This window comes from Lysinibacillus sp. UBA5994, assembly GCF_002429725.1.
Classification (GTDB): Bacteria; Bacillota; Bacilli; order Bacillales_A; family Planococcaceae; genus Lysinibacillus; species Lysinibacillus capsici.
On sequence record NZ_DJAU01000012.1, the window covers coordinates 179,374 to 194,338 of the forward strand.

General features: G+C 38.6%; 17 protein-coding genes. 15 read left to right on the forward strand and 2 right to left on the reverse strand.

The features are described from left to right. Positions 1 to 48: 48 nt before the first annotated feature. The 4 genes from B3D98_RS03380 (at position 49) to B3D98_RS03395 (ending at position 2,828) form a co-directional block, all read left to right on the forward strand. The gene (locus tag B3D98_RS03380) at positions 49 to 900 is read left to right on the forward strand and encodes a GNAT family N-acetyltransferase (RefSeq protein WP_103117910.1); all 852 of its coding nucleotides are present in this window, start codon (positions 49 to 51) and stop codon (positions 898 to 900) included. A 102-nt stretch (positions 901 to 1,002) separates the two neighbouring features. Beyond that, positions 1,003 to 1,536, forward strand: a complete 534-nt coding sequence (locus tag B3D98_RS03385) for a GNAT family N-acetyltransferase (RefSeq protein WP_103117911.1) — start codon at positions 1,003 to 1,005, stop codon at positions 1,534 to 1,536. Positions 1,537 to 1,696: 160 nt separating this feature from the next. Further along, a complete protein-coding gene (locus tag B3D98_RS03390) occupies positions 1,697 to 1,912 on the forward strand; it encodes a hypothetical protein (protein WP_004228847.1) in 216 nt (71 codons plus the stop codon). 136 nt (positions 1,913 to 2,048) lie between these two features. After that, on the forward strand, positions 2,049 to 2,828 hold the full coding sequence (locus B3D98_RS03395; protein ID WP_048390579.1) for a class I SAM-dependent methyltransferase: 780 nt from the start codon (positions 2,049 to 2,051) through the stop codon (positions 2,826 to 2,828). Positions 2,829 to 3,037: 209 nt separating this feature from the next. Here B3D98_RS03395 and B3D98_RS03400 read toward each other — a convergent pair whose 3' ends face one another. Continuing rightward, entirely contained in the window at positions 3,038 to 3,433 is a 396-nt protein-coding gene (locus tag B3D98_RS03400; RefSeq protein ID WP_048390581.1) for a hypothetical protein, read from the reverse strand. A gap of 192 nt (positions 3,434 to 3,625) precedes the next feature. Here B3D98_RS03400 and nagZ point away from each other — a divergent pair, with 192 nt between their 5' ends. The 7 genes from nagZ to B3D98_RS03435 all read left to right on the forward strand — a co-directional run bounded on the left by nagZ (position 3,626) and on the right by B3D98_RS03435 (position 11,856). Then, positions 3,626 to 5,314: a beta-N-acetylhexosaminidase gene (gene nagZ / locus B3D98_RS03405; protein WP_103117913.1), complete on the forward strand. Its 1,689-nt coding sequence runs from the start codon at positions 3,626 to 3,628 to the stop codon at positions 5,312 to 5,314. Positions 5,315 to 5,380: 66 nt separating this feature from the next. Beyond that, the gene (locus tag B3D98_RS03410) at positions 5,381 to 6,817 is read left to right on the forward strand and encodes a helix-turn-helix domain-containing protein (RefSeq protein ID WP_288580606.1); all 1,437 of its coding nucleotides are present in this window, start codon (positions 5,381 to 5,383) and stop codon (positions 6,815 to 6,817) included. A 203-nt stretch (positions 6,818 to 7,020) separates the two neighbouring features. After that, on the forward strand, positions 7,021 to 7,728 hold the full coding sequence (gene deoD / locus B3D98_RS03415) for a purine-nucleoside phosphorylase (protein ID WP_103117914.1): 708 nt from the start codon (positions 7,021 to 7,023) through the stop codon (positions 7,726 to 7,728). Positions 7,729 to 7,790: 62 nt separating this feature from the next. Next, positions 7,791 to 8,972, forward strand: a complete 1,182-nt coding sequence (locus tag B3D98_RS03420; RefSeq protein ID WP_281116166.1) for a NupC/NupG family nucleoside CNT transporter — start codon at positions 7,791 to 7,793, stop codon at positions 8,970 to 8,972. Positions 8,973 to 9,142: 170 nt separating this feature from the next. Beyond that, positions 9,143 to 9,571, forward strand: coding sequence for a hypothetical protein (locus B3D98_RS03425; RefSeq protein WP_048390590.1), 429 nt, complete (start codon positions 9,143 to 9,145; stop codon positions 9,569 to 9,571). Positions 9,572 to 9,736: 165 nt separating this feature from the next. Beyond that, positions 9,737 to 10,675, forward strand: a complete 939-nt coding sequence (locus B3D98_RS03430) for a rhodanese-related sulfurtransferase (RefSeq protein WP_288580612.1) — start codon at positions 9,737 to 9,739, stop codon at positions 10,673 to 10,675. Positions 10,676 to 10,962: 287 nt separating this feature from the next. Continuing rightward, positions 10,963 to 11,856, forward strand: a complete 894-nt coding sequence (locus B3D98_RS03435) for an SDR family oxidoreductase (protein ID WP_054548781.1) — start codon at positions 10,963 to 10,965, stop codon at positions 11,854 to 11,856. A 166-nt stretch (positions 11,857 to 12,022) separates the two neighbouring features. Here B3D98_RS03435 and B3D98_RS03440 read toward each other — a convergent pair whose 3' ends face one another. Continuing rightward, positions 12,023 to 12,514, reverse strand: coding sequence for a DinB family protein (locus tag B3D98_RS03440; protein WP_288580617.1), 492 nt, complete (start codon positions 12,512 to 12,514; stop codon positions 12,023 to 12,025). Between the two features lie 227 nt (positions 12,515 to 12,741). Here B3D98_RS03440 and B3D98_RS03445 point away from each other — a divergent pair, with 227 nt between their 5' ends. From B3D98_RS03445 to B3D98_RS03460, 4 genes are all read left to right on the forward strand, one after another. Continuing rightward, entirely contained in the window at positions 12,742 to 12,957 is a 216-nt protein-coding gene (locus B3D98_RS03445) for a helix-turn-helix transcriptional regulator (RefSeq protein ID WP_279494689.1), read from the forward strand. Further along, complete coding sequence (locus tag B3D98_RS03450; protein ID WP_115674029.1) at positions 12,947 to 13,438, forward strand: hypothetical protein; 492 nt, start codon at positions 12,947 to 12,949, stop codon at positions 13,436 to 13,438. The genes B3D98_RS03445 and B3D98_RS03450 overlap by 11 nt, the downstream gene beginning before the upstream one ends. Positions 13,439 to 13,615: 177 nt before the next feature. Continuing rightward, positions 13,616 to 14,209 carry a VanZ family protein gene (locus B3D98_RS03455; protein ID WP_288580621.1) on the forward strand — a complete coding sequence of 198 codons (594 nt, stop codon included), beginning with the start codon at positions 13,616 to 13,618 and terminating at the stop codon, positions 14,207 to 14,209. 155 nt (positions 14,210 to 14,364) lie between these two features. Then, positions 14,365 to 14,676, forward strand: a complete 312-nt coding sequence (locus B3D98_RS03460) for a hypothetical protein (RefSeq protein WP_288580624.1) — start codon at positions 14,365 to 14,367, stop codon at positions 14,674 to 14,676. Positions 14,677 to 14,965 lie beyond the last annotated feature (289 nt).

Below are 14,965 nucleotides of genomic sequence, written 5' to 3' on the forward strand. Positions count from 1 at the left end.
GGGATTTTGCAAAATGAAACATATGTTCTTTTGAGAGGGTGTATCTAATTGAATTTTGAGCTAACTTTATTTACTTCTAGTGATATTCAGGGATTAATCGAGCTATCAGCTTCCGTTGGATGGGATTACGATGCCTACGAAATTGAAACGATTATGGCAGCAGGTAGAATAGTTGGACATAAAAATATGGAAGGAAAAATTGTTTCCAGTGCAGCCATTATTCCCTACGACACAAATGTAGCTTCCATTGGCATGGTGATTGTGCATGAGCAATGCAGAGGTTTTGGCTTAGGTAGAATCGTTACACAAGCCTGTATCGATAGTGTTTCAGCGGAAACAGCGATTATGCTCGTAGCTACAAAAGAAGGACAACCTTTATATCAAAAAATGGGCTTCACAACTGTTGAGCATGTACATAAATATTTGGCAGACAAATATGTTGAGACGACCAGCGAAGCCGATTTTTTAGGTACCATCAAAGAATTTCAAGAACAGGATTTTGAACAGCTGGCCCAACTTGACGCAGCAGCCTTTGGGGATAGTAGAAGAATCTTTTTGCGTAAAAGAATACAGCAGTCACAGCGCTGTGTTGTTGTCAAAAATCAAGACAACCAAATGATTGGCTATGGCTTAACAATCGCGGGGCCAATTTATCTACTTTTAGGACCAATCGTCGCGCCAAGTAAAGAAATAGCGCATCATATTATCAATGAATTGGCTAAGGGCTATCAGGGGAAATTACGTATCGACTGCCCATCTGTTCAAAAGGAGCTTGCTCCAATCTTACAACAAAGTGGCTTTACGATGGCTGCAACACCACCTGTCATGATCCGTAATGCCAAAAAAATACCTACAAGAAATCAAACATTATATGCTCTAGCAGCACAAGCCTTCGGGTAATCAAACGTGCAAGCCTACTTTGGGGTTTGCACGTTTGTATTGTCAAAAAAGGATTTTGAAGGAAGAGTAGAGAATGATATGGATGGTAGAGGAGGGAACAGCATGTTTCCAGAATTAGAAACAGCAAGACTTAGGTTAAGAGAGCTCACAGAGGAGGATGTTCCTGCGATTTTTCGTTGCTTTTCCAATGAGGCTTTAACACGCTATTATGGGCAGGAGCCTTTTACTGACACACAGCAGGCTGAGCAGTTAATTAAGCAATTTGCTAAAAATTTTGAGGAAAAGCGTGGGATTCGTTGGGGAATTGAACGAAAAGATTCGAATGAAGTGATTGGTACAGTTGGCTTTCATTTATGGTCGGCGGCACATCAACGAGCAGAAATTGGCTATGAAATTCACCCTGATTACTGGCGGCAGGGTTATACAAAAGAAGCTGTGCAGAAAGTAATTGCATATGGTTTTGGGGATATGAACTTAAACCGGATTGGAGCCGTTGTTTTTTTAGAGAATGAGGCATCTTCCAAGCTTTTAATTCAGCTTGGATTCCAACAGGAAGGCATATTGAGGGACTATATGTATCAAAAGGGACAAGCACATGATACATTTATCTATTCTTTGTTAAAAAAAGATGAATAACATAGCTTTAGCGCTTTTATAGAATAATCATTTACTTGGAAATGGATAATAAATAATAATTTAGATGGAGTTTTGAGGCTGCTTTTTTCGGTTATAGTTCTTATATGAACAACAATTCATAAGTTCGTGTAAAAAAGTAACAGATGAGGGGCTGGGTGTTATGGAGCAATATAGCACAGCTTATTTTCAAAAGCTAGATTTACTGTCTAGCTTATACGCGGGACAGGCTGCTTTAAAGGATTCCATTCCAACAGAGAAGGTCAAGCGAATGGAGCGCTATCAACAAATTGAAGCGGCGATTACAAAACTAAATAACGAAATTAGAATAATTGAACGGACCATATTAAAGTCCTCCCATCCTACTAGAAATAGTTAATGGTAGCTCAACCCATGCAGATCCCAGCATGGGTTTTTCGTTTGATAAGGTAAGCTTATGTATTTTTATAATAATTATAGATTTTTCTTATGGGTGATCTACTTGTACACTAAAATAAAAGGGGAGGGTGAAGAGAATGGGGATTGATTTCCATAATCAGCAACATCGTACGTCTTATACAACTAGACAGGCAGATAGCTCATGGAAGGCAGCGTTAGCGAAACATATTCCTTTTCATAGTATGGGAAAGGCAGTAGATATCGGCTGTGGCGGAGGGATTTATGCCAAGGCACTTGTCGATATGGGGGTGGCATCTGTAACAGGTGTAGACTTTTCACTAGCCATGCTAGACGGAGCGAAAGAAAATTGTCGAGCATATCCGCAAATCACATTTGTTCAAGGAAATGCTTTCAATACAGGGCTTGCAGGGGATACTTTTGATATCGTGCTTGAAAGAGCCTTAATTCATCATATACAAGATGTCAAAGCATGCTTTCAAGAGGCATTTCGGCTTTTACAGCAAGGCGGTTATTTTATCGTACAGGATCGCACCCCAGAGGATTGCTTACTTCCAGGGGATGCTCATCATATAAGGGGCTATTTCTTTGAAAGTTTTCCTTCGCTTATTCAAAAGGAAGTAGAGCGCAGACACACTAGTCAGTTGGTGACAGAAAGCTTACAAGAAGTAGGCTTTCAAGAAATTAGTGAACTCAAACTATGGGAGACGAGACAGGTCTATGCTAATAAGGAGCAATTATTGGCTGATTTACAAGGTAGAGTGGGGCGTAGTCTATTGCATGAATTGAATGACAACCAATTATCGACCCTTCTTGAACATATAAGGAATGCAATTACCACTGAAGGTTCCATCATTGAAAAGGATCGATGGACGATTTGGATCGCCAAGAAAAAATAATAACCACCTTCTGGAGAGGATCAACCCTCTCCATTTTTATTCGATTGCAGCATCAAAATCTTACTCCGCTTTCTCAGAGCTATCCGTCAATTCACAGGATCTATCCGCCACTTTTAACTTTCTATCCATCACTGTAGGATTGCTGTCCACTACTTTGCACATTTTATCCGCTTTCCCAGAGAAAACCCTTATAGCATCACTATAAGGGATTATTTAGCAAGTGCTAGCAAAAATTCATCGCGGTCTGCTTCTTCCTGCATTTTACTATCGACAAGCATTGCACCTGATTGAACACTTGTGATGTCGTTGTCTACCAGAAACTGTACATTGACCTTGGCTACTTCATTGTTAACCGTGCAATCACCCTCAAACTCTACAACATCCTGTCCCTTTTGTGTTTCAAAATAGACCCAATATGGATTTTCACAGGCAGAGGCAAAGGCACTCTCCAAAGTTTTTGCGCTATTTTCATAGGAATAGTTTTTTACGTATGTAATATATTCATTGTCTGTAATATCCTTTTGTGGACCATAGAAGTACCAAAATACCGCTAAGATACCGATTGGCACAATCCACAGTATATTTCTTTTACTTAATTTCCCCATGTGTTATATCCCCCTTTATGTGAATATTTTAACATCTTCTTTTGCATTTTTGCTAGCTTACGATAATATTTTCTATTGAAGGCTGCGATTCTGTTCACAGCGTGAGCTTTGAATTCAGGTGGCAGTTATGATAACGTTAGTTGATAGATTTGTTTCGATGTCGCCAAATGGCTTGGTGAAGGAGGTTTTTACATGCATAAAAGAAGACGTGGTGTGCTGCTAGTTCTTGTGCTGATGTTAATGGGTCTAGCCTTTTTTATCGGCATGAAAATGAGGCCAGTCACACTACCGACTAGAAATCCTGAGACAACGCCCATTCAAGAGGATGCGTCCGAACAGGAAGGTGGTTCAGACAATATAGAGGTCCTCATTCAGGATATTGCTCAATTAGCGCGAGAAGGAAAAGTACCTGATGTGCCATTTGCAGCAGGAGATACAGAACAACAAGCGGTTCGTGAGCAATGGGGAGAACCGCAGCAGGTCACGGAATCCGCCAATGGACAATATGAAGATTATGAGGATGTGACGATTGGTTATCGAGGTTCACAGGCCTTCGATATCCGTTCATCGAAAGAGAATATCAAAAGCATTCGTTTAGCAGATATTAAAAATAAGTTGGGTGAACCTGATGAAGTTCGTTACTATCAGGATCCTTCAACCGATCAAATTATTCTTGTCTACCAAGTAAATGCCAGCTATCAATTAAAGTGGATTTTACCGAAACCGATTGACAGTGATGCCAATCCTACTGTTCATCATATTTCGGTCTATACGGAACTGAAGCCACAAGCGCCAGATACGGTGGAACAAATGACATTGGACGAGAAAATCGGTCAAATGATGTTTGCAGGTGTTTCAGGTACGACGCTTCAGCAGGAGACAATAAGCCTTATTCAAAAGGCTAAAGTAGGTGGTTTAATTCTTTATGGCAATAATCTTGAAACACCCCAGCAAACGGTCACATTGATGAATGACTTAATGGCTGCCAATTCGAATAATCAGCTACCACTTTTCCTTGGCACCGATCAAGAGGGTGGAAAAGTAGTCAGATTACCAGGCGCTTTAAAAAATTTCCCAACGAACCAAAAAATTGGGGACATTAACCAATCCAAGTTTTCATTTGAAGTAGGCCAATTATTAGGGGAGCAATTAAAGGCATTTGGCTTCAATCTGGACTTTGCGCCTGTATTAGATGTCAATAGCAATCCGAATAATCCAATTATCGGGGATCGTTCGTTTTCCAATGATCCAGCTATTGTCAGCAAATTGGGCATTCAAACAATGAAGGGTCTGGAGTCGGAGCAGGTTATTCCTGTCGTGAAGCATTTCCCTGGGCATGGTGACACATCTGTGGACTCCCACTTAGAATTGCCAAAGGTGACAAAAAGCTTGAACGACTTGAATCAGCTAGAGCTTGTCCCATTTAAAGAGGCCATTAACAATGGTGCAGATGTCGTCATGGTCGCACATATTTTATTGCCAAAAATTGATCCACAGTATCCTTCCTCCATGTCGAAGGAAATTATCACGGGTATGCTAAGAAAGCAGCTGGGCTTTGACGGTGTTGTGATGACTGATGATATGACGATGAAGGCCATCACGAATCATTATGCGATCGGGCAAGCAGCTGTCGATTCAATCAAGGCTGGTAGTGATATTATTTTAATCGCTCATGAATATGCCAATATTACAGCAGCGATAGAAGCGGTGAAGGTAGCCGTCAGCAATGGGGAAATAACAGAGGAACGCATCAATGAAAGTGTCCAAAGAATCCTAAAACTAAAAGAAAAATATCAGCTTGTCAATCAGCCCGTGCCAGCAGTTGATATCAACAAGCTTAATACGGACATCGAAAAAGTTTTGAATACGTATATGAAATAAACGCAAAAAGGGACATACAGCTACCAGTGTATGTTCCTTTTTGTGAATGATGGATAGGGTGAGAACGTGGATAAGGAATTCAAATTAGCTAGTCAATTATTACTGTTACTAGATTCTGAACAAAGATGGTTTACTTTAGGGGAGGTTGAAAAAAGCTTACATATTTCAGATAAGACCATACGGAAGCTCGTAGAAGAGATCAATCGGCAATTACCAGCAACAATGACGATTGACGTATCTAGAGGAAAGGGAATTTTTCTACAACGAGATGGGCGAAGTACAACCGTTAGTGAAGTGCTTTCGAGCATGTTCAGGCAAACCATCTTCTATCGCTTCATGCACTTATTGTTTATCAATGGGCAACCTTATTCGATGGAGGAGCTAGCAGAGGCGATGTTTATGAGCACTTCCTCGTTGAAGAAGCTGATTACGCAACTAAATAATCATGATTTGAAGCCGTATAAGCTACGCATTACATACTCGACGCCCGCCGTAAAGGGAAATGAATTGAATATCCGCTATTTTTATTGGAAATTATATGGTGATGCCTATGAGTATACAGGATGGCCATTTACCAATAGTGACTTTGATTTTATCAATCAATGCATCACGCAAATAGAGCATGAGCAAAACATTGTTTATTTTATTAACTCCAAGAGGAAATTATCCTTTTTAGTGGCGATTGTCTTGGAAAGAGTACGAAAGGGGAACTATGTCAAAATTACGGAGGATGATTACGCCTGGGAAAGAGGAATGTTCTATTTGCCAGTAAAAGACTTTGCACAGGCACTGGAAGAAAAATTTTCGATTGAATTACCAAAGCGTGAATTTTTTTTTATGCAATCTCTATTTAGTCTAAGCCAATATCATTATTATGAAGGATCAGACATGACGCCAATGAAGGAAATCGAATTATATAAAAATAAAGAAATTGATCAAATGGCGCAGCAGTTGTTCACCTTATTGGCAAAGGCTTACCCTAATGTACATATGAATGAGCGGTTTAGCTTGGAGGTATATGAGTTTTTAGACAAGCTTTTAATCGATAATGCCATCCCTGAATGGCTGATGATTTCAAAAAGTAATTTAACAAACTATGTTCAAATTGAATGTCAGCAAATTTACCAAGATATGCAGGTCTGTATGCAAACATGGAAAAAAGCGTACCCTTCTATCCTGTATAATGACTTTCATTTAACCAAGCTTACCTTGCTTGTTCGTTCAGGGCTACGTTATAAAAGTAAACGAGCCTTCTTGGTTATTGGAGAGGAATTTTCAATCCGCCATTATATCGCCAATTTAATCAAGAATGAAATTGGGGACCAGCTGATTATTAATACCTCTATTATGAAGGGATTAACGGATGAGATGGTACAGCAGCATCACATTGATTTTGTCATAAGTAATTTTCCCGTTGCCTTGACGACAGTGCCGGTTGTTATTATATCTACGATTCCTACCAAAAGGGACTTAGATAATATTCGTCAAGAATTACTTCGGTAATTTGGTCAATTATTTCCCGTACACAACGTAACAATCTGGTCTAGTTTGTCAGGTTTATTAAACCTTATACTCATAGTAGTTTCTGAACAGATTTCTTGTAAAAGAAGTAGTTTTGGAAATGGCTGTGGGTATTTTTTATTGGTAAATGAAAACGGTTACCTATTTGGATTGGAGATAAATGACAAGTTTTTGGAGGAATGAAAATGAGTAGACATTTAGGAGCAAAAAAGGGAGAAATAGCTGAGCGTGTCTTGCTGCCTGGAGACCCTTTACGTGCAAGATTTGTAGCAGAGCATTTTTTAGAGAATGTCTATTGCTATAACGAAGTAAGAGGAATGTATGGGTATACAGGAACGTTCAAAGGTGTACCGATTTCCGTGCAGGGGACGGGCATGGGGAATCCATCGATGAGTATTTACGGTACTGAATTGGTCAACGATTATGGCGTGAAAAAATTGATTCGTATTGGCACATGTGGCGCGATGCAACAGGACATTCAAATCCGCGATATCATTCTAGCCCAAGCAGTGTCTTCAGACAGCAATTTGACGGAGAAAATTTTCTACGGCAATAATTACGCACCAATTGCGGATTTTTCCTTATTAATGAAAGCGTTTCAACTAGCGCAAGGGAAAAAAGGCAATGTGTTTGTTGGCAATATTTATAATTCAGATGAATTTTATCGTGAAACATTAGACAGGCTTCATAAGTTTATGGAATTCGGTGTTTTAGGGGTAGAAATGGAAAGCACCGCCCTCTATACGTTAGCCGCAAAATATGGGGTAAAGGCATTGTCTATTTTGACGGTAGGTAGTCAACTATTAACAAATGAAAGCTTAACGCACGAGGAAAGTGAAAAATCCTTTTTTGATATGGTGGACATTGCTCTTCATACAATCATCGATGCGTAAGGGATTGCATGGGATGGGAAGAAAAAGCATTTGAAAACATTGTTCGTTACGGAGGGGACAACATGCATTATATTATTTCGATAGTAGGTCTACTACTCGTGCTATTTTTAGCATGGCTTGCAAGTAATAATAAGAAAAATATTAAATATCGCCCAATCATTGTGATGATTGTTATCCAGCTTGTTTTAGGGTTTCTATTACTGAAGACAGGTATTGGGGAATTTTTAATTAAAGGATTTGCTGATAGCTTTGCAAAACTACTTGAATATGCCAATGAGGGCACAAATTTTGTATTTGGTGGGATGGCGAATGAGGGTGCACATACATTTTTCCTCTATGTTTTAATGCCAATCGTATTTATGTCAGCCATCATCGGCATATTGCAACATTATAAAATTCTACCGTTTATGATTAAATATATAGGTTTCGTATTAAGTAAAATCAATGGCATGGGAAAACTAGAATCCTATAATGCGGTTGCAGCGGCAATCGTAGGGCAAAATGAAGTATTCATTTCAGTGAAAAATCAAATTGGCTTTTTACCAAAGCATCGGCTTTATACCTTATGTGCTTCTGCGATGTCAACGGTATCGATGTCCATTGTGGGCTCCTATATGACGATGCTAGAGCCAAAGTATGTAGTGGCAGCTCTCATATTAAACTTGTTTGGTGGTTTTATCGTGGCCTCAATCATTAACCCGTATGAAGTACAAGCGGAGGAAGATATAATCGAAGTGCAGGAAGGTGAAAAGCAAACGTTTTTTGAAATGCTAGGCGAATACATTATGGACGGTTTTAAGGTAGCCATCATCGTCGGGGTTATGTTAGTAGGCTTTGTTGGGTTAATTGCCCTCATTAATGGTGTGTTTAATGGCATTTTCGGTATCACATTCCAAGGTTTCCTAGGCTATGTCTTTGCCCCAATTGCGTTTGTCATGGGTGTACCTTGGCATGAAGCTGTGAATGCAGGGAGTATCATGGCGACAAAGCTTGTGGCAAATGAATTCGTTGCCATGCTGGACTTCGTTAAAATTCAAGATAGCTTCAGTGAGCGTACAGCAGCGATTGTCTCTGTATTCCTCATATCCTTTGCTAACTTTGGCTCAATTGGTACCATTGTAGGTGCCGTAAAAGGGTTAAATGAAAAGCAAGGCAATGTAGTGGCACGCTTTGGATTAAAATTGCTATACGGTGCCTCACTTGTAAGTGTTCTATCAGCCATCATTATTGGGATTGTGTTTTAAAGAGAAGAAATGAGAGGTGCATATTTTAGGCGTATCAATCCCTAAAATATGCTTTTTTTTTGATCTTTTGTCAGGTGAGAAACATTGTAACTTTCTTCCATGATTTTCGTTTGATCTATTAAGAGGTTGAATTGTACCAGCAGTAAAAATTCATAAGGGGAAGGATAAGAATGAAAACTTTCTATCATTGTTTAATCATGTGGATACCTTTTATAGTGCTGTTTGCCTTAGCTGGATTTGGCTTAGAAGTTTTAGAAGGAAGAAAAATCAGGACATCAGAATATATGACGGGATTTCGTGATTTAGGCGTTGGCTATATGTTCTTAATGGGCTCTTTTGCTTTTATTCTCTATCCGATTTCGTTTTTACCGCTAACATTTATTGTGAGTCGTTTTATGAAAAATTGGCTGTTTAAAGTGGTTACCTTCACTTTATTTGGTGGGGCAATAGGGGCTTTTTCTTTCGTAATCATTTATGATTCGCGATTTATAGAAGAATATAATTTAAGTATTATCAATTCGATGCTTATTTTTGGTATTGCGAGTTTACTCTATGCTTTAGTAGAAAATGCGGTGAAGAAAAATATAAAATTTGTTTAACGAATGAATGTGTCTTTTTTTATCTAGCGGCATATGGAAAATTATTTCTACTCATTTCAGTCTAATTACCGATAGCATATTAACGGATTATCCTTTATGGTTAATAGGTCGTAAAAGACACTATCAGGAATATCCTGCAAATATTGAAATGATAGGTGGAAAATAATGAATTATCGAGTTTTATTATATTACCATTACACGAAGATTGAAGACCCAGAGACGTTTTCAGCAACGCACTTAGAAATGTGTAAAGAAATCGGTTTAAAAGGTCGTATTTTAGTAGCCAATGAGGGCATTAACGGGACTGTTTCGGGGACGATTGAGCAAACAGAGCAATATATGGCAAACATGCAAGCAGACCCATTATTCGAAGGCATTGTCTTTAAAATTGATGCGGCAGAAGGACATGCATTCAAAAAAATGCACGTTCGCCCACGTCCTGAGTTAGTCAACTTAGGCTTAGAAGAAGACGTCAACCCACATGAATTAACAGGTCGCTACCTGTCACCAGAACAATTCCTTGCTGAAATGCAAGATGAAAATACAGTAGTATTAGATGTGCGTAACACGTATGAATACGATGTCGGCCATTTTCGTGGCGCGATTCGACCAGAGGTAAAAAATTTCCGTGATACACCAGAATGGGTCCGTGCAAACCGTGAGCTCTTCGAAGGGAAAAATGTTTTAACATATTGCACGGGTGGTATTCGTTGTGAGAAGTTTTCGGGTTGGATGAAACGTGAAGGCTTTGGCAATGTCGGTCAATTACATGGTGGTGTAGCAACATATGGAAAAGATCCTGTGGCGAAAGGTCAATTATGGGATGGGCAAATGTACGTTTTCGATGAGCGTTTAACGGTGCCAATCAATCAAGTAGAGCATGTGATTGTCGGTCGTGATCACTATGACGGTGAACCTTGTGAACGCTACATTAACTGTGCAAATCCTGAATGTAACAAGCAAATTATCGCATCTGAAGAAAATGAAGCAAAGCATTTAGGTGGCTGTACAATCGAATGTACACAGCATGCGCGCAATCGCTACATCGTGCGTCACAATTTAACAGAAGAGCAAGTAGCTCAAGCAATTGAGGCGTTAATTTAAACAAACAAAGCGTTATTAAATATCTTTCATAACCTACTTTATAGAGGTTCTTAAAACACTCAATGTAAGTGTTCAAACTATCCATTTCAACAGTGGACTAGTCTGCTCGCTTATATAGGGTGTTTTTTCTTTTGTAAGGAAAATGTAAATGACTCCATCATTGGTGGAAGGGCGGAAGAAATCTGATGCTGTTTAAAGTAAATGTTCAGAGGGTATTCAACAAAATGTAACAGTGTAAGCACACAAAGTGTTTGTCACTAATTAATCAAAATAGGAGATGATAGCTGATGGGAAACCCACATCTAACCGATCCACGTAAAAAATTTCATACCGAAAAATTCCCAAATCAGGAACAGAACACGCCAGCGCTACAGCATGGAATGATCCCCAAACCTGACTGCGGAGAAGAATCATATAAAGGATACAATCGTTTAGAAGGGCGCAATGCCTTAATTACAGGAGGCGATTCTGGGATTGGCCGTGCTGCCGCTATTGCCTATGCACGTGAAGGAGCCAATGTAGCCATCCAATTCTTCCCTGGTGAAGAGGAAGATGCCAACGTCGTTAAAGAATTAATTGAAAAAGCAGGAAGAAAAGCATTACTGCTACCGTATGACTTGCGAGAAGACGGCACAGCGACAGAGATTGTTACAAAAACCGTAGAAGCCTTTGGCGGATTGGACATTCTTGTATTAAATGCTGCGCAACAGATCGCACAGCCATCCCTAAGTGACTTAACAATTAAACAAGTGCAAGACACTTTCAAAGTAAACATCATCAGCATGTTCGAGACCGTAAAAGCTGCTGAAGAACATTTGGAACCAGGAAGTGCAATTATCACCACCACATCGGTTCAATCTTTCGATCCATCCTCATCTTTAATGGATTATGCCGCGACAAAAGGTGCAATAAGCAACTTTATGGTATCCCTATCCTCGTACTTTGCTTCTAAAGGTGTCCGTGTCAATGGTGTTGCACCTGGCCCGATTTGGACGCCGCTTCAGCTAGATAACGGGAAATTAGAAGGAGAGATTCCTGAGTTTGGCCAAAATACGCCCCTCGGCCGTGCGGGACAGCCAGTAGAGCTTGCACCCGTTTATGTTCTTCTGGCCTCGGATGAAGGAAGTTATATCACGGGTCAGATTTATGGAGTGACAGGTGGTAAGCCGATAGACTTGTAAACTTACTAAAACCACTCTCGACATTAGTGATGTTCCACTGATTATGGTAGATAAACAGCTTAAGATGGATAATGAAAACGAATTAAATGATATGCCCCCTATAGTTAGTAGTTTGTCTCTAACTTGAGGGGGCATCTGCTTTTCAATCACCAATTGGAATCATCGTTTATAAGTAGGAGCGCTTAGCAGGCCATGAACCTTGTAGTTTACGAAGTTGAACAATTTGTCCTGTATGGTAAGCGTCGTGCAAAAGGATATTTAGATATTGTTGCCAAACTGGAAGAGCGGGACTAGGTTGATCTAATGCCTCTTCTTGCAAGGATGCTAATGAAGATTGTAGGGCATCATGTACGTGAAGGGTTCGATTCACTGTTTCTTGCCAAGCATCTTCATCATGAGCACCGCCTTGGACAAACGTTTCATCATTATTTTGTGGAGCAACAAATGTCTCCTCTTTATGTAAGCGAGAAAGTAAGCGCTCTTTAAAGATTAATAAATGGTTTACATTTTCCCAAATCGTATTAGCAGCATTTCCTTCTGGTTGCCAACTAGCTTGCGCAGCAGTGAGATTCTTTAATGCTTCTGATAACGGTGGGTACCATTCCTCTTCGTAAAAAACCTGATTGACTCCATTTTGCAAGAGCTCTTTTTTACTCATTTGAATAACCTCCTTTTTGTAACGCTCAAAACATTCCTTACTATTAATTTATCAAATTTTCCGAAAATAGTACATAGTAATAGAATTTTGTTGTTCTTTACTCGACATTGCCATTTCATCTAACTAAAAATCAAATTGTAAAGTTTGCTTGACATACGAAGTGATGTAAAGTAAACTTTACTTAACATTAAATGTATAGTTTGCTTTACATTTATAAAGGAGGCATTATGAAAAACAGAATTCGAGAATTACGAAAATTGAACAAGATTACGCAGGAAGAATTGTCGAAACAAGTTGGCGTTTCACGGCAATCGATCATTGCTATTGAATCAGGCAAATTCAATCCATCCTTAGAGCTTGCCTACAACATTTCCAAAGCGTTCAATAGCACAATTGAAGAAGTGTTTATATTTGAAGAGGGGAGAATGAATAATGGAGATTAATATCTGGGGTATGATTGGATTGTATGGGGGAGTGATTGGTGGACTTCTTGGATGGTGGTTCGGGCGACAGAAAGCTAGAAAAAATAGAGGTTTAGACGAGCTGTACTATCATATTTGGCAAAAGGCGAGATCCTATTCATGGTATGTGACATTAGGAGCGCTGTATGTTTTCTTTACGTTACTCAATTTTGGAATTGAATTAAGCACTGCTATGGTTTTAGGTATCCTTTTATTAACACACGTAGCGAGTTGGGGAATCATTGGGATTATTTTGACCATCAATATGTCCAGCGCAGCCCCGTTACAGCCCTCGCGTGTGAAGGTGGGCCTATTCGTCTTCATTACGTCCATTATTGTATTCACGATCATCTCGATCCTGACGACAAACTGGCTATTTTTATTATTTAGTATTCCACCTAATTTAATTGCACTTTTTACTGCACTTATTCCGAAGCGAAAAGATTCCGAGGTAACCTACTAAACTTCATACTAATATCGTACCGTTTTTTCCCCTATAGATATGGTGGTCTATGGGGGTGTTTTTTATAATGACAATAAAAACAGCTAAATGAAAAAATGGTAGTGGAAGAACACTATTTGACTAACATTGTTAAAATAAGTAAAATGATAGTTGTTACAAAATTTGGGAGGTGTTTACTTGCATACAAACTATGTTCTATATAATATTGTTCCTTTCGGATTTTTAGTGTTGTTGGTCTATATTTTTATAGATGTATTTCTTGATTACTTTAGAAAAGAAATCAAGAGTAATCAAAGACGCGTTACTTTATATAGCTTTCTCTTCTATTTACTATGTTTACTTCAAATTAAAGTAGGGGGAATAACACTTTTACCTCTAAATCCAGCAGACAAGAGTAGACGTTTTATTACAGCTAATGATTGGTTTGGAATTTTTGATAGTATCCACTTCAATATGTATTTGTGGAGCTATTCATCTATAGTTTATAATTTTTTATTATTACTTCCTTTAGGGATATTTTTATGCGTTCTTTTCCATTTTAAAAATATAAATAAAGCCATTTTTCTAGTGATATTGTGTTGTTTAGGTACAGAGCTTTTACGTCTACTATTAGGGTCGTTTAGTTTAGTTCCTAGGAACATTAGTTCTATAGATGCTATCTACTTGTTATGTAATATACTTGGTGGAATAATTGGTATATTAATAGTGAAAATATTTACGCATATACAAATGAAGCGAAAAGATAAAGTTTATAATGGTAGTTTTAATTGAATAATAGTTTTCGGCAATTGGGCGCGTTTATTTATAAACGTGTCTTTTTCTTTTAAAGGTCGATATTGTTGAATAATACAGTTATTTGAAACCTTTCCTACAATTTACCGTTAAGTATTGTTAAACGGCAATACAAATAGAAAGAGGGATTCGTTATGATTGGTTGGCTTAATATTGGCAGTCTCTTACTAGGAATAATCGCTTGGATACTTCCGATTTTTTATCTAATGGGAAATAAAAAACATGAACATTCTAATTGGGGTATCCTTGCCGTTCTCAGCATCAGTGCCTGCGCTATTTCAATTAGTTTTCAGATGTTTTATAATTATCATTTAGTAAAAATTGAGGATTGGACGGCACTCATGGACACGACACGTGCAGTCGTGATAGCCACAGCAGTTCTTCTCATTTTTACATTGCTATTAAATGGCCTTACTTTTATTGTATATCAAAAGAACAAAAAGTAAGATATTCGTTGCCTGTTCGTATGATTGAAATATATTTTTGGTTTTCAGAGAGTGTAATGAAGAGAATGGTAATTTTTGGGCCTTTCACAATCGGGCGCTTTATTTAAAATCTACTCTTTCTCGTGAGATGGCTAGAACAAAGGCTATGAAAAAAATAGTATCAATTATTTTTACGAACAGAAAGTTACCGGTTGATGAGAGGTGCATGTAAAACGAGTGAGAATTCATCTTGGAGCTCTGTACCGAAAAGATCATTCTAAGTAGGCTACACCCGTAATCATGTGCGAGA

Bases quoted from the DNA above. Each gene is read 5' to 3' on its own strand.
- B3D98_RS03450 (WP_115674029.1), top strand. From the start codon at position 12,947: ATGGAGATTAATATCTGGGGTATGATTGGATTGTATGGGGGAGTGATT.
- nagZ (WP_103117913.1), top strand. From the start codon at position 3,626: ATGCATAAAAGAAGACGTGGTGTGCTGCTAGTTCTTGTGCTGATGTTA.
- B3D98_RS03460 (WP_288580624.1), top strand. From the start codon at position 14,365: ATGATTGGTTGGCTTAATATTGGCAGTCTCTTACTAGGAATAATCGCT.
- B3D98_RS03430 (WP_288580612.1), top strand. From the start codon at position 9,737: ATGAATTATCGAGTTTTATTATATTACCATTACACGAAGATTGAAGAC.
- B3D98_RS03420 (WP_281116166.1), top strand. From the start codon at position 7,791: ATGCATTATATTATTTCGATAGTAGGTCTACTACTCGTGCTATTTTTA.
- B3D98_RS03440 (WP_288580617.1), bottom strand. From the start codon at position 12,514: ATGAGTAAAAAAGAGCTCTTGCAAAATGGAGTCAATCAGGTTTTTTAC.
- B3D98_RS03385 (WP_103117911.1), top strand. From the start codon at position 1,003: ATGTTTCCAGAATTAGAAACAGCAAGACTTAGGTTAAGAGAGCTCACA.
- B3D98_RS03390 (WP_004228847.1), top strand. From the start codon at position 1,697: ATGGAGCAATATAGCACAGCTTATTTTCAAAAGCTAGATTTACTGTCT.
- B3D98_RS03395 (WP_048390579.1), top strand. From the start codon at position 2,049: ATGGGGATTGATTTCCATAATCAGCAACATCGTACGTCTTATACAACT.
- B3D98_RS03445 (WP_279494689.1), top strand. From the start codon at position 12,742: ATGAAAAACAGAATTCGAGAATTACGAAAATTGAACAAGATTACGCAG.
- deoD (WP_103117914.1), top strand. From the start codon at position 7,021: ATGAGTAGACATTTAGGAGCAAAAAAGGGAGAAATAGCTGAGCGTGTC.
- B3D98_RS03425 (WP_048390590.1), top strand. From the start codon at position 9,143: ATGAAAACTTTCTATCATTGTTTAATCATGTGGATACCTTTTATAGTG.
- B3D98_RS03435 (WP_054548781.1), top strand. From the start codon at position 10,963: ATGGGAAACCCACATCTAACCGATCCACGTAAAAAATTTCATACCGAA.
- B3D98_RS03400 (WP_048390581.1), bottom strand. From the start codon at position 3,433: ATGGGGAAATTAAGTAAAAGAAATATACTGTGGATTGTGCCAATCGGT.